This is a genomic window from Nitratiruptor tergarcus DSM 16512 (assembly GCF_027946175.1).
Lineage (GTDB): Bacteria > Campylobacterota > Campylobacteria > Campylobacterales > Nitratiruptoraceae > Nitratiruptor > Nitratiruptor tergarcus.
The window spans coordinates 841,070-854,079 of record NZ_AP026671.1 but is presented as its reverse complement, the minus strand read 5'-3'; the positions used below and the strand labels follow the sequence as shown (position 1 = coordinate 854,079).

13 protein-coding genes are annotated in these 13,010 nt (G+C 39.6%); 2 read left to right on the top strand and 11 right to left on the bottom strand.

Translation table 11 applies throughout. The features are described from left to right. The first annotated feature begins 15 nt into the window (after nucleotides 1–15). Nucleotides 16–810: an AmmeMemoRadiSam system protein B gene (gene amrB / locus NITER_RS04555; protein ID WP_084275664.1), complete on the top strand. Its 795-nt coding sequence runs from the start codon at nucleotides 16–18 to the stop codon at nucleotides 808–810. Here amrB and truA read toward each other — a convergent pair. The 6 genes from truA to glmU are packed head-to-tail and all read right to left on the bottom strand — an operon-like array spanning nucleotide 807 to nucleotide 6,579. After that, nucleotides 807–1,532 (bottom strand): tRNA pseudouridine(38-40) synthase TruA, encoded by a 726-nt coding sequence (gene truA / locus NITER_RS04550; protein ID WP_084275665.1) that lies wholly within the window; start codon nucleotides 1,530–1,532, stop codon nucleotides 807–809. The two genes, amrB and truA, sit on opposite strands and share 4 nt — an antisense overlap. Beyond that, nucleotides 1,532–2,548: an LptF/LptG family permease gene (locus NITER_RS04545; protein WP_084275666.1), complete on the bottom strand. Its 1,017-nt coding sequence runs from the start codon at nucleotides 2,546–2,548 to the stop codon at nucleotides 1,532–1,534. The genes truA and NITER_RS04545 overlap by 1 nt, the downstream gene beginning before the upstream one ends. After that, nucleotides 2,532–3,359, bottom strand: a complete 828-nt coding sequence (locus NITER_RS04540) for a prepilin peptidase (protein WP_084275667.1) — start codon at nucleotides 3,357–3,359, stop codon at nucleotides 2,532–2,534. Before NITER_RS04540 ends, NITER_RS04545 begins: the two co-directional genes overlap by 17 nt. Continuing rightward, the gene (uppS, locus tag NITER_RS04535; RefSeq protein WP_084275668.1) at nucleotides 3,359–4,036 is read right to left on the bottom strand and encodes a polyprenyl diphosphate synthase; all 678 of its coding nucleotides are present in this window, start codon (nucleotides 4,034–4,036) and stop codon (nucleotides 3,359–3,361) included. The genes NITER_RS04540 and uppS overlap by 1 nt, the downstream gene beginning before the upstream one ends. Then, nucleotides 4,029–5,288: a bifunctional phosphopantothenoylcysteine decarboxylase/phosphopantothenate--cysteine ligase CoaBC gene (gene coaBC, locus NITER_RS04530; RefSeq protein WP_084276587.1), complete on the bottom strand. Its 1,260-nt coding sequence runs from the start codon at nucleotides 5,286–5,288 to the stop codon at nucleotides 4,029–4,031. Before coaBC ends, uppS begins: the two co-directional genes overlap by 8 nt. After that, a complete protein-coding gene (gene glmU / locus NITER_RS04525; RefSeq protein WP_084275669.1) occupies nucleotides 5,281–6,579 on the bottom strand; it encodes a bifunctional UDP-N-acetylglucosamine diphosphorylase/glucosamine-1-phosphate N-acetyltransferase GlmU in 1,299 nt (432 codons plus the stop codon). The genes coaBC and glmU overlap by 8 nt, the downstream gene beginning before the upstream one ends. Before the next feature lie 56 nt (nucleotides 6,580–6,635). Between glmU and trmA the strand changes: the two genes are divergently transcribed. Then, nucleotides 6,636–7,718, top strand: coding sequence for a tRNA (uridine(54)-C5)-methyltransferase TrmA (trmA, locus tag NITER_RS04520; RefSeq protein ID WP_084275670.1), 1,083 nt, complete (start codon nucleotides 6,636–6,638; stop codon nucleotides 7,716–7,718). Here the strand turns inward: trmA and ychF are convergent. The 5 genes from ychF to NITER_RS04495 form a co-directional block, all read right to left on the bottom strand. Further along, entirely contained in the window at nucleotides 7,708–8,805 is a 1,098-nt protein-coding gene (gene ychF, locus NITER_RS04515; RefSeq protein ID WP_084275671.1) for a redox-regulated ATPase YchF, read from the bottom strand. The genes trmA and ychF overlap by 11 nt on opposite strands. Before the next feature lie 263 nt (nucleotides 8,806–9,068). Continuing rightward, the gene (locus NITER_RS04510; protein WP_084275672.1) at nucleotides 9,069–10,535 is read right to left on the bottom strand and encodes a leucyl aminopeptidase; all 1,467 of its coding nucleotides are present in this window, start codon (nucleotides 10,533–10,535) and stop codon (nucleotides 9,069–9,071) included. Then, complete coding sequence (locus NITER_RS04505) at nucleotides 10,532–11,227, bottom strand: DedA family protein (RefSeq protein ID WP_084275673.1); 696 nt, start codon at nucleotides 11,225–11,227, stop codon at nucleotides 10,532–10,534. Before NITER_RS04505 ends, NITER_RS04510 begins: the two co-directional genes overlap by 4 nt. 8 nt (nucleotides 11,228–11,235) lie before the next feature. After that, nucleotides 11,236–12,435 carry a tryptophan synthase subunit beta gene (trpB, locus tag NITER_RS04500; protein WP_084275674.1) on the bottom strand — a complete coding sequence of 400 codons (1,200 nt, stop codon included), beginning with the start codon at nucleotides 12,433–12,435 and terminating at the stop codon, nucleotides 11,236–11,238. Continuing rightward, nucleotides 12,435–12,971 carry an adenine phosphoribosyltransferase gene (locus tag NITER_RS04495; RefSeq protein ID WP_084275675.1) on the bottom strand — a complete coding sequence of 179 codons (537 nt, stop codon included), beginning with the start codon at nucleotides 12,969–12,971 and terminating at the stop codon, nucleotides 12,435–12,437. The genes trpB and NITER_RS04495 overlap by 1 nt, the downstream gene beginning before the upstream one ends. Nucleotides 12,972–13,010: the final 39 nt, after the last annotated feature.

Genomic DNA, 13,010 nt, shown 5'->3' with positions numbered 1-13,010 from the left:
AATTGGAGGTAAATAATGAAAAGAGAGGCAAGTGTTGCTGGAGCATTCTATCCAGCAGAGTGCGGACAGATAGAAGCGATGATTGCACAGTTTAATTCTATTTTAGATAGGGCTTTGAGAGATTCGGATATTTTTTCATTGCGTCCTCGAGCGATAGTTGCTCCCCATGCTGGATATGTATATAGTGGTTTTACAGCAAATGTAGCTCATAAACTTTTGCCCAATGCCAAACCAAAAAGAGTTGTTGTTATTGGGCCGAGTCATAGAATCTATTTTGATGGAATGAGTGGAGCACTCTATGATTCGTATGAGACACCTTGTGGAGAATTGCAAATAGATAAAGCTTACACTCAGCATCTCATAGAGCTCTTTGATTTAAGCTTCGTACCTCAGGCACATGCAGAGCACAGTACAGAAACACAGATGCCATTTATTCAACACTATATGCCAGATGTGAAAGTAGTAGAGTTTGTCTATGCTGATATCGATCCACAAGTTTTGGCTAAAGTTTGTGAAGCAGTTTTAAGCGATCCAGATAATGTCATTGTGATAAGCACAGATTTGAGTCACTACTATCCTTTGAAGCAAGCAGAAGTACTTGATATGCATTGCCTCAAAGCAGTACACGATCTTGATGTGCAAGAGCTTCATAATGGGTGTGAAGCTTGTGGTAAGATAGGGCTTGAAGCAATTATTTTGGCTGCAAAAAATATGCAGCTTTCTTCACGCATATTAGATTATCGCACTAGTGCTGATGCGAGTGGTGATGAAAGTGCTGTAGTGGGCTATATGAGTGCAGTTTTCTTTTAATAAATGACTCTGCACAGATAGAGGCCAGATGGAGGAGCGAGGGAGGTACTGAAACGCTCCTTTGCCTCTAATTGTATTTTAAGCTGCCAAAGAGAGAGAAAATCCTGGTCGATTTTGAGTAAAAAATCGACCATCATGCGAATTTGCGCACGTAAAAAGCCGTTAGCTTCAATATAAAAGACTATATCATCTTTGTGTTTATAGAGAGTAGCTTTATAAATAGTGCGGATATTACTTTTTGTATCACTGCCTGTTTTCATAAAAAAGCGAAAATCGTGTTCACCTTCGAAGAGTTTGAGCGCTTCTATGAGGATGGATTTATGAGATATCTGATGATAATGCTTGTATGCTGCAGTAAATGGAGTGAGAGGCTTTTGTGAGAGTACATAGCGATAAGCTCTTCTTTTAGCACTATAGCGTGCATGAAAATTTTGATCTACTTGTTGCAAAGTGCGTATCTTTATGTAAGGAGCAAGGTGTCTGTTGAGGTATGTTTGGAGTTTTGTAAGATCGCTCCAGTAAGAGGGTATGTCAAAATGGATTACCTGTCCAGTTGCATGGACACCTCTATCTGTTCGACCACTTCCAACTACTTTACTCTCAATGCCAACTTTTTTGAGGGCATGGTAGAGATGTGAGGATATTGTGTTGGTGGTATGTTTTTGGCACTGATATCCCATAAATCTACTGCCATCATATGCTACAACAGCTTTGATACGCATTAATACCTCTTTGCTATGAGTTTATGAAAAAGGAGTGCTCCTATACCAAGCCAGAGAGGCAAAAAAAGTAGAGCATAAAAAGTAAATGCTTTAGCTAAAGCAAATGCAATACCAAAAAAGAGCGCCATAATTCCAAGTGTAGCTATGAATACTCCTTTACGCTCAAAGCGGGGATTGCCAATTCCAAGAATCCCTGCATAAAAGAGCGAAAAGAGCGGAAAGAGGCTAAAGAGTACAAAAAGTGTAAAATCAAAAGCTCTTTTTTTGCTTTTTAAAGATATAAGCCAGTAGTCAAAAGGATTGGTGTAGTGAAAAATTTTTCCTGTGCCCGTATCATATATTTTCATCTTTTCAAAATGGATCTCTTTAAGCTCATTTTTTTCATAGCTATAGGCGTTTCCGTTGTGAAGCAGTAGAGCAAGGCCATCCTTTTCGTTAAAAAGATGTGCATTTTGAGCTAGAATGAAATTTTCCCTTCCTTCAAAGTTGTGATTGTAAAGAGTAACATTGTGATAAATGTCTTTTTCTTTGTTGCCAATAAAAAGATACCAATCTCCAAACTTATGTCCAAACTCACTTGGTTTAATATTGAGTTTTGCTTGTGCCCGTTTATAAACGATGAAGCCTTTGAAGAGCTGCTTGGCTTGTGGCATCAAAATAAGAGAAAAGATGAGCATAAAAAGTGATAAAATAGCTGCAAGTTTGCCTAAATGCTTAATAATTTGATAAGGACTTATGGCAAGAGAAAAGAGCGCCACCATCTCATATTCAAAACTGAGTCTATGCATCATCGCTACACTGGCTGCAAAAAAGACTACAGGGAGTGTAAAAAAGAGAATTTGGGGAAATGTAAATATATAGAGCTTAATGAGCTCAAAAAATGAGAGTTGTAAAAGAGCAGTGATAGATACAAGTTTGATAAAAAATATCAAAGAAGCTATACCAAAAAGTGGTACAAAAAATGCAATAGTGGAAGAGAAAAATTGGTCGTTTATATATCTAGAGAGTATACGCATCCAGCCACTCCAAAATCTCTTGGCTAAAGAGATACGTCAAAAAGAGTCCAACAGCCAGAAAAGGTATAAATGGTAACTCTTTATGATTTTTACTCACGCGTGAGTAGATAGATGCAGGAAGAGCAATAAGCGCTGCAATGAAAAGAGTAACAAGTGAGAGCTTTAATCCCACCATTGCACCTATAGTGAATCCTACAATAATATCCCCTTCTCCCATTGCCTCTATCATGATATATTTGGGATAGAACTCTTGCAGCCATGGAGTTTGTTGGAGTCTTTTTTGAAGATGTATCTCCTCTTTTTTACTTACATAGTAACTCACAACAAAGCGGAGCATACTTAGTCCACCAGCGACTAAAAGAGCATTTTGAAGATTATCTAAAATCTCAGGAGAGCTCCATAGCGCTAAGAGGGCAGCTAGGAGATTAATGCTATCAGGGACAGCTTTATAGCGCAAATCTATTGCTGAAAGTGCTAAAAGCAGCGCAAAAACAAAAGCTGCTACAACACTATAAATGCTTAAACCTTTGAAGGCTAAAACTAATGCAAATATACCACCTGTTAGCAGCTCAATGAGAGGATACTGGAGACTTATAGGCTCTTTGCAGTAGTAGCATTTTCCTCTTAAGAGGAGCCATGAAACAAGGGGGATATTATGCCACCATTTAAGATCTTTTTTACATTTTGGACAGTGGCTTGCAGGAAAGATGATACTTTCTCCTTGGGGGAGGCGTAAAATAACCACATTAAGAAAGGAGCCTATTAACAAACCAAAAATGAAGCCGCCAATGATAATAAAAATTTGTTCCACTAAATTCCTCCAAAGCGGCGGTTGCGTTGTTTGAACTCTGCTATGAGTAGATCGAGCTCTTGAGGTGTAAAATCTGGCCAGTATGTATCAGTGAAAAAGAGTTCAGCGTAGGCTATACGCCAGAGCAAAAAGTTCGATATCCGCTTCTCTCCTCCGGTACGAATAAGCATATCTACATCGCCAAGTTTTGCATCGAAAAACTCTTCAAAATTCTTCTCATCTATCTCTTTACCACTTGCGCACGCTTTTTTACAAGCGCGTATTATCTCATCACGCCCGCCATAATTAAGAGCCAAAACTTGTATAAGTTTTGTATTGTTCTTTGTAAGCTCTTTCGTACGAGCTATACGCTCTTGGAGTTTGGGAGAAAATTTACTGATATCACCTATTACTTCAAAGCGGACGTTTTCTTTTTGGTATGTTGGCAGCTCCTTTTGCAACCAGTTATCTAAGAGTTTCATCAAAAACTCAACTTCCATTCTCGGTCGTTTCCAGTTTTCAGTGCTAAAGGCATAGAGTGTAAGAATCTCAATCTCTGGGTTGTTGGCGCAATATGTGGTAATTTCACGCACAACCTCTGCACCCTTTTCATGTCCTTTGATACGTTTGAGCCCTCTATTTTGTGCCCAGCGCCCATTTCCATCCATAATAATAGCAATATGGCGTGCTCTATTCATCAAGATCCTTTACAATCTCAGTGATATCGAGAGCCAGGTCTAACTTCTCTTTGAGAGGACTTTTAATTGTTTTTTCTTTGGTGATATAGATAATCTGATTTTTATCGCTTCCAAATTTTGTAGCACCTTTGACGAGATTGAGACAGACTGCATCAATATTTTTCGATTCTAGCATAGCTTGGGCATTGTGTAGTGCACTCTCTTCATCTATTTCTGCTTTAAAGCCAACCGTTTTGATTCCCTCTTTGTCAATCGAAGAGAGGATATCGGTATTTTTAACTAGCTCCAAGCACCACTCCTGCCCAATCTGCTCTTTTTTGAGTTTGCCTCTTTGGGGATATTTTGGCCGATAGTCGCTCACTGCTGCAGCCATGAAGAGGTAAGGAGTCTTTTGGATAAGTTCTGGTTGTGTGAGATCATTGATGAGATCTGGTTTTTTGACAATGCCTCGCTTTGCTACTTTGATGCGCTCTTGTAAAAACTCGTACATCTCTTGAGCGCTTTCAACTTCATAGAGCTCTACACCTTTTGGAAGATTCTCACATGGCTTTGTAGTGATAAGCTCTACATGAGCTCCTTTGAGATAGAGAGCAGTGGCCAGTGCGCAAGCCTGTTTACCACTAGAAAAGTTGGAGATGAATCGTACATCATCGATGCGCTCAATCGTACCACCACCTGTAATAATGGCGTAGCGGTCTTGCCAGAAGCTATCTGCTAGGAGTTCTCTTGCAGTTGCAAAGAAAATATCTTCAACATCAGCCAATGCACCAAGTCCCGTTGTACCACAGGCAAGCTCTTTGCTTACAGGCTCGACAATCTTATAGCCATTGAGGCGTAAGAGCTTGAAGCTAGCCTCCGTGAAACGATTTTTGTACATATTGGTATTCATCGCAGGAGCTAAAATTTTTATCTTATCAAAAGCGAGTGCAGTTTGCGTGAGGAGATTGTCTGCAATGCCGTTGGAGAGCTTGTTGATGGTATTGGCAGTGGCTGGTGCAATGACAAATATATCATAATCTTGTGCTACATGAATATGGTTGTTGCGGTTTGTCCAGTCTTCGCTCTCTTCACATAGTACCTTTTGGCTCCCTGCTGCTTCAAATGTAAGAGGGGAGACAAACTTTTTTGTACTTAGAGTCATGACAACTTTTACTTCTGCCCCAGCTTTAATGAAGAGGCGCAAAAGCTCAACTGCTTTGTATATCGATATAGAGCCTGTTACTCCCAGGAGGATCTTTTTGTTACTAAGCATCTTTTTTCCCAAAAAATTTATAGTAGAAATCTTTCACAATTTTGAGTGGTGTACGGCTAATAGCAAGGCTTCCTTTCGGTACATCTTTTGTCACAGTCGTACCTGCTGCTATGATAACATCATCTTTTATCACTACTGGCGCTACAAGCTGGGTATCACTCCCTACAAAAACATTTTTACCAATTTTTGTTTTATATTTTGCTTTGCCATCATAGTTGCAGGTAATTGTCCCAGCTCCTATATTTGTGCCTTCATCAATCTCGCTATCGCCAAGGTAGCTCAAATGTCCAGCTTTAACTCCTTTAAGTGAACTCTTTTTGACTTCTACGAAGTTACCAATGTGTGTATCTTCGATAACGCTTCCAGGGCGAATGCGTGCAAGTGGTCCGATAGAACTGTAACTTATCTGGCTCTCTTCTACTACAGAGTGTGCCTTGATATGCGACTCTTTGATGAGCGTTTTTCCACGCAAAACACAGCCATTTTCTACCTCACACTCACCCATAAATTCCACATCGACTTCTACATATGAGGTTTGAGGCAGGCGAAATATTACTCCTTCTCGCATCCAATGTTTTTTGATGCGATCTTGCATAATCTCTTCTGCATGTGCCAAGTCTACTTTGGAGTTCACTCCTTTGAAGTTCTCTTCATTGACAAAGAGGGGCTCAATTGTAAGTCCATCAGCTCTTGCCATAGCTATGATATCTGTGAGGTAGTACTCTTGTTGTGCATTATCATTGGAGAGTTTTGGAAGGTACTTTTCTAAGATCTCTTTTTTAAAAAGATAGACTCCAGCATTGACAGTACAGATAGCGAGCTCCTCTTCGTTTGCATCTTTTTGCTCTATGATCTCTTGCACGCTACCATCACAAATTTTTACCCGTCCATAGCCGCTTGGGTTTTCGAGCTCTATGACACTCATTACTATATCAGCATCACTTTGCGTAAACTTTTCCAATTCACTTGCTTGAATGAGGGGCATATCGCCATTGAGTACGAGGATTTTGTCACCTTTAAAGCTAATGTCTCGCAATGCTCCACCAGTACCTGGATAGTTCTTGTGATCTTGCAAGACGAAGTGCAGATTTTCAAACTCTTTTTCTAAATACTCTTGAATAATATCGGCTTTATGGTATAAAACAACAGTAATATCATTACTTATCTTTTTTGCTTCTTTGACAATATGCCATATCATTGGACGGCCGCTGATTTTATGTAAGACTTTGGGAAGATTACTCTTCATTCTCGTACCTTGACCAGCGGCAAGGATAACGATACTAAGTGACATAAAAACCCTTTAAGATATAATTTTGTTTATATTATCGCAAAAAGGCTAATAAATCGATGAAATGTAACTATTTTGGTATATGCGGAAGTTGTAAAATTTACCCAGATTACGAAGAGCAACTGCAACGAAAAAAAGAGCAGTTTATCGAGCTCTTTGGAAAAGAGCCAAGAGTTTTTGCTTCACCTTCTGAGCATTTTCGCGCACGTGCAGAGTTTCGCATCGTTGATGGTAGCTATGCTATGCATAAAATAGATGGTAATGGACTTGTTAAAATCGATAGCTGTCCAATAGTTTTAGAGCCTATCTACACCCTTATGCCAAAGATTGTTGAATTTATCAAGCAAAGTCCATTGCTTATTCAGAGACTCTATCGCATCGACTTTTTAAGTGGACTTAGCGGTGAAATGCTCATAACTCTTGTCTATCACAAAAAAATTGATGAAGAATGGGAGGAAGAGGCTAGGAAAATCGCCCAAGTGTTTGGGATAAATATAGTGGGACGAAGTAGGGGAATCAAGAGTGTAATTGGCAATGAATTTATTACTGAAGAGCTTGAGATAGAGGGTAAAAAATATCTCTATCATCACTATGAAGGGAGTTTTACCCAGCCAAACCCCTATGTAAATCAAAAGATGATTGCGTGGGTGATGCAAATGGCTGGAGAAAATAGAAGAGATCTACTGGAGCTTTACTGCGGAGCAGGAAACTTTACTATTCCTCTCTCGTACTGTTTTCGCAAAGTATTAGCTACAGAAGTAAGCAAGACAAGTATCAAAGCAGCAAAAGAGAATTGTATACTCAATAGTGTAGAAAATATTGAATTTGTAAGACTCTCTAGCGAGGAGGTAGCACAAGCTGTGAAAGGAGTCAGAGAGTTTCGTAGGCTTGCTCATCTAGATCTAGCAAGTTATGATTTTCAAACGGTCTTTGTTGATCCTCCACGCTGTGGCCTCGATAGTGCTACAAGAGAGCTCGTGAGAGAGTTTGAGCAGATTCTGTATATCTCTTGTAATCCCCAAACACTGCATAGAGATCTGCAAGAGTTGCAAAAGAGCCATGAAGTAGAGCAGATAGCTCTATTTGATCAATTCCCCTACACATCCCATATGGAGTGTGGGGTAAAGCTTGTTAAACGTTAAAACGAAAATGCATAACATCGCCATCTTGGACGATGTAGTCTTTTCCTTCTAGGCGCATTTTACCAGCCTCTTTGGCTCCTTGCTCGCCTCCATATTCAATAAAATCTTCATAGCTAATGACTTCTGCACGGATGAAACCCTTTTCAAAATCGCCATGTATGACACCTGCAGCCTGAGGAGCAGTCCAGCCTCTTTTTATTGTCCAGCTGCGTACCTCTTTGACGCCAGCGGTAAAGTAGCTAATAAGTCCTAAGCGATTAAAGGCTGTACGTATGATCTTATCAAGTCCACTCTCTTGCACACCCATCTCATTTAAAAGCTCTTTTGCCTCTTCATCGCTAAGTCCTACAAGTTCCTCCTCAAGTTTTGCGCAAAGTTTGATAACATCAGCACCAGTTTTCTCTGCATACTCTTTAACCTGTTTGACATATTTATTATCTTCGAGCATTCCCTCTTCATCCACATTTGCTCCAAAAATTACCGGCTTTGCACTAAGAAATCTTAGCTCTTTATTGAGTGTCTCATAGGTTTCATTTTTGTTTGCAAATGTGCGCACAGGTTGTAGCTCTTCAAGATGCTTTTGCAGCTCTTTTGCAATCTCCAAAAGAGGTGCAATCTTTTTGTCTGCTTTTGCTTGCTTTTGGAGTCTTTCAATCTTCTTTTCAAGTTGCTGGAGATCTGCAAAGATAAGCTCAGTCTCAATTATTTCAATATCTCTAATTGGATTAACATCACCTTCTACATGCGTAATGTTGCCATCTTCAAAGCAGCGTACCATGTGAAGTATCATATCAGTTTCGCGAATATTGCTCAAAAATTGATTGCCAAGACCTTCTCCTTTACTAGCACCTTTGACAAGTCCTGCAATATCTACAAAGTCGATTATAGAGTGTTGAATACGCTGTGGATTAACAATTTTTGCCAACTCCTCAAGTCTTGGATCTGGTACAGGAACGACAGCTTTGTTTGGTTCTATTGTACAGAAAGGATAGTTTTGTGCTTCAGCATTTTGTGCTTTTGTCAAAGCATTAAAAGTAGTTGATTTTCCAACATTTGGCAGACCCACAAGTCCGACACTTAGTCCCATTCTTTTCCTTCAAAAATTTTTTGCGATTATAGCATACTCTCGAAAATTATTGAGCGGTAGAAGTTTTGTGATACTGACTAAATAGAGCGAAATAATTGTAAATTTAGCAAAGAAAAAGCGTTAAAAAAGTGCACTTAACCCGTAGGGCAGCGAAGCTGTTTGTACTTTTTAGCTTTTTTGTAGCGTTAAAAAATTTACACTCTTGTTGAGTCTATTTAGTCAGTATCAGTTTTGCTAGCACTCAAAAGAGAGCTAGCAAAATGTTATGGGTGTTTTTTATTATAAACAAACTCTTTTTGCAGCCATTTTATAACCATACGTACACCTGCTCCACTTGCTCCATAAGGATTGTATCCCCACTCTTTTTCTACAAAGGCTGGACCTGCAATATCAAGATGGAGCCACTTGTCTCTTTTATCTTCTTCGATGAATTCACGTAAGAAAAGTGCTGCTGTAATAGCTCCACCATAGCGAGAAGAGCTTATATTGCAAATATCAGCGATATTTGATTTGAGAAGTTTTGGCAAATAGCGATTAAATGGAAGCTCTCCTGCTAATTCACCACTTGCTTTTGCAGCTTCGAGCATGCTTTTTTTAAGTTCATCACTCTCACCCATTACTCCAGTGGTATATTCGCCAAGAGCAACCACACAAGCTCCGGTAAGTGTGGCCATATCGATAATATAATCAGGTGCAACTTTTTCTTGTGCGTAGCAGAGGCAGTCTGCTAATACCAAGCGTCCCTCTGCATCAGTATTGCGCACTTCGATAGTTTTGCCATTTTTAGCAGTGAGTACATCATCAGGTTTATAGGCATTGCCGCCTATCATATTTTCAGCAAGCCCCAAAATTGCATGGAGTTCAACTGGAAGCCCAAGTTTTTTTGCTGCTAAGATAATTCCTAAAGCTGCACTTGCTCCACTCTTGTCCGCTTTCATAGTAACCATATAGTCGCTTGGTTTGAGGCTTAGACCACCACTATCATAGGTGAGACCTTTACCTACTACTGCGATTTTTGCTTTTGCATCTTTTGGTTTGTAAGTAATATGCACAAGTCTTGGTGGATGAGCGCTTGCACGTGCTACAGCCAAGAAGGCACCCATTTTTTCATCTTCGAGATCTTTTTCATCCAAAATTTGTATATCCAGATCTTCATCTTTTGCAAGCTCTTTTGCTAACTTTGCAAAAGTTTTTGGATAGATCTCATTTGGAGGTGTATTGACAATATCTCGTACGAGGTTGGTACTCTGGGCTACGATAGTGGCCTCTTCGATACTTTTCTTTGCATTTTCTAGAGTAAATGACTTGTCTGCATACTCTTCATTTGCTAGAATGATCTCTTTGAGCCCTTTTTCTTCTTTTTTACTTTTATATTTGTCAAAGCTGTAATTACCTAAAATTGCACCCTCAACAAAGGCTTTGATATTAGTAATTGGGCAGTTTTGGATATAGACTCCAGCTTTTGCTTTTTTGAACTCTTTGCCTTTGAGTGCTTTGACAGCTTTACTTGCAGCTATGCGAATCTCATCATGATCAAGCTTTGCACCTACATAGAGTCTCCCTTTTTCAGGAAGAAATGCTACCTCTTCTACTTCGCCTTTAAACCCTAACTTTTTAAGTTCCTCTTTGTCTTTAACCCATTTATGATCGAGATTTTTGTCTATTATAAAAATTATCTCTATGTCTGCTTTGATCTCCTGCAGCTTTATATCTTCTATTTTTATTTTCATTTACTCCCCCTTATGAGTTTTTTCTCTGTTACTGTATGGAGATAGTAGTAGATACTACCTGCAATTATAATAGCCAGTGGCAATGCATAGTACCAGTGGTGTTTTGCCCAGTGCACAATTGCTAAGATCTCTTCACCAAAAATATATGCTGGAATGATTGTCAAGGCTGCCCATACCATCGCACTAATAAAATTAATAAGTGCAAACTGCTTTGCACTGTAGCGTGTAAGACCGATTGCCATCGGTATAACTGTTCGCATGCCATAGAGGTAGCGTTGAATAAAGATAACAGGCCATCCATATTTTTTGAGCAGCAAGTGTGCAAGTGCAAATTTTCTGCGCTGCTTTTTCATGAGACTATGGATATAGTGTTTATTAAATCTACCTATATAAAAGTAGATCTGATCTCCTACAAAACCACCTAGGCCAGCAACAAATATGGAGAGCCAGAGGTTCATATCACCTGTGTGGCTCAGTACTCCAGCCATCACGAGGCCAGTTTCACCCTCCATGATGCTCCAGACAAAAAGTATAATATATCCATACTCTTTGAGTAGATAAATAAACTTTTCTTCAAGATTAGCGCCTGGAGCATGGTAGAGTTGATAACCAAGATAAGCAATAAAAAGAAAAACACCTGCCAAAAGGAGCTGGATGAGCCAATCTTTGTTTTTATCAAAAAACTTTCGCATTATTTTCCTTAATCAAAATGGAGCAGGGATTTTGCCTGCACCATATCTTTATCACCCCTACCACTGAGATTGACAATAATGAGCTTATTTTTAATATCTTTCATCTTTTTAAGATATGCAATAGCGTGGGAGCTCTCAAATGCTGGAATAATACCCTCTTTTTGGCTGAGCCATACAAATGCATCAAGCGCCTCTTGGTCGGTGATTGCATCATACTGCACAACTCCTTCATCTTTAAGAAAACTATGCTCTGGTCCGATACCTGGATAGTCAAGACCTGCACTGATTGAGTGAGCTTCTTGGATTTGTCCCTCTTCATTTTGTAAAACATAACTCATCTGTCCATGGAGCACTCCAGGACTTCCTTTAGCTAAACTTGCTCCATGTTTATTGGTATCGAGTCCCAGACCTCCAGCCTCTATCCCTATGCACTGCGTCTCCTCATCATCTAAAAAGGCATTAAATATCCCCATAGCATTGCTTCCACCACCAATACAAGCGACAACGTAATCAGGAAGACGGTTTTCGCTCGCTAATATTTGCGCTTTTGCTTCGTACCCTATAATCCCTTGGAAATCTCGTACCATCATAGGGTAGGGATGAGGGCCTGCTACTGTACCGATGACATAAAATGTATCTCTTGCATGTGTCACCCAGTGGCGGATCGCTTCATTCATAGCATCTTTAAGTGTGCGCGAGCCATTTTTGACTGCATGCACTTTTGCTCCTAAAAGTTTCATACGAAAGACATTGAGCTCTTGACGTTTTACATCTTTTTCGCCCATAAATATCTCACACTCAAGTCCAAAAAGAGCTGCCATTGTAGCAGTGGCAACACCATGCTGTCCTGCGCCTGTTTCAGCAATGACTTTCTTTTTACCAAGGCGCTTAGCAAGGAGACCTTGCAAAATGGTATTGTTAATTTTGTGCGCACCTGTATGGTTGAGATCTTCACGTTTGAGATAGATTGTGGCTCCAAGTTCTTTGGAGAGGTTTTGTGCATAGTAGAGTGGACTAGGCCGTCCTACATAGTTTTCAAGATAGTAGCGTGCTTCTTTCCAAAACTCCTCATCTTGGCGAATCTGTTTGTAAGCTTCTTCAAGCTCCAAAAGTATTGGCATAAGAGTTTCTGGTACGTATCGTCCCCCATGGATGCCAAAGTGACCAAACTCGTCCGGATCAAATCTACTTGGTTTTGGTATGTACATTATGCTATCTCCAATACACTATAGAAATTTGTATGCTGCTTTATCTTCTCTTCTCCATGGAGAAATGTAAGGTTAATAATAAAACAGGCCTCTAGGAGGTTTGCTCCAACTTTTTTAATAAGTTTTGCAGCTGCTTCTGCCGTGCCTCCTGTGGCTATTAAGTCATCAATGAGCAATACTCTTGCATCTTTTTTATTCCTAAAGGCATCTATATGGATCTCTATCTCATCTATTCCATACTCTAAAGCATACTTTTCGTCTACTGTGGTGTAGGGGAGCTTACCCTTTTTCCTTACTGGTACAAAGCCAATGCCCAGTCTTGTAGCAAGAGCAGCACCAAAGATAAAACCACGGCTCTCAATCCCAGCTATAAAGTCAAGATTATACTCTTTGTAGCGATTTTCTAAATGCTCCATAAGCATTGTAAAAGCTTGTGCATTGTTAAGAAGTGTTGTAATATCTTTAAAAACTATTCCTGGCTTTGGAAAATCTGGAACGTCCCGTATGGTGGAGAGGAGATACTCTTTATCAATCATTTCTTTCCTCCAAACAAAATAATCTTTATACCTATCAAA

Bases quoted from the DNA above. Each gene is read 5' to 3' on its own strand.
- NITER_RS04495 (WP_084275675.1), bottom strand. From the start codon at position 12,971: ATGATTGATAAAGAGTATCTCCTCTCCACCATACGGGACGTTCCAGAT.
- glmU (WP_084275669.1), bottom strand. From the start codon at position 6,579: ATGTCACTTAGTATCGTTATCCTTGCCGCTGGTCAAGGTACGAGAATG.
- coaBC (WP_084276587.1), bottom strand. From the start codon at position 5,288: ATGCTTAGTAACAAAAAGATCCTCCTGGGAGTAACAGGCTCTATATCG.
- ychF (WP_084275671.1), bottom strand. From the start codon at position 8,805: ATGGGACTAAGTGTCGGACTTGTGGGTCTGCCAAATGTTGGAAAATCA.
- amrB (WP_084275664.1), top strand. From the start codon at position 16: ATGAAAAGAGAGGCAAGTGTTGCTGGAGCATTCTATCCAGCAGAGTGC.
- trmA (WP_084275670.1), top strand. From the start codon at position 6,636: ATGAAATGTAACTATTTTGGTATATGCGGAAGTTGTAAAATTTACCCA.
- NITER_RS04505 (WP_084275673.1), bottom strand. From the start codon at position 11,227: ATGCGAAAGTTTTTTGATAAAAACAAAGATTGGCTCATCCAGCTCCTT.
- NITER_RS04545 (WP_084275666.1), bottom strand. From the start codon at position 2,548: ATGCGTATACTCTCTAGATATATAAACGACCAATTTTTCTCTTCCACT.
- NITER_RS04510 (WP_084275672.1), bottom strand. From the start codon at position 10,535: ATGAAAATAAAAATAGAAGATATAAAGCTGCAGGAGATCAAAGCAGAC.
- truA (WP_084275665.1), bottom strand. From the start codon at position 1,532: ATGCGTATCAAAGCTGTTGTAGCATATGATGGCAGTAGATTTATGGGA.
- trpB (WP_084275674.1), bottom strand. From the start codon at position 12,435: ATGTACATACCAAAACCAAGTAGATTTGATCCGGACGAGTTTGGTCAC.
- uppS (WP_084275668.1), bottom strand. From the start codon at position 4,036: ATGAATAGAGCACGCCATATTGCTATTATTATGGATGGAAATGGGCGC.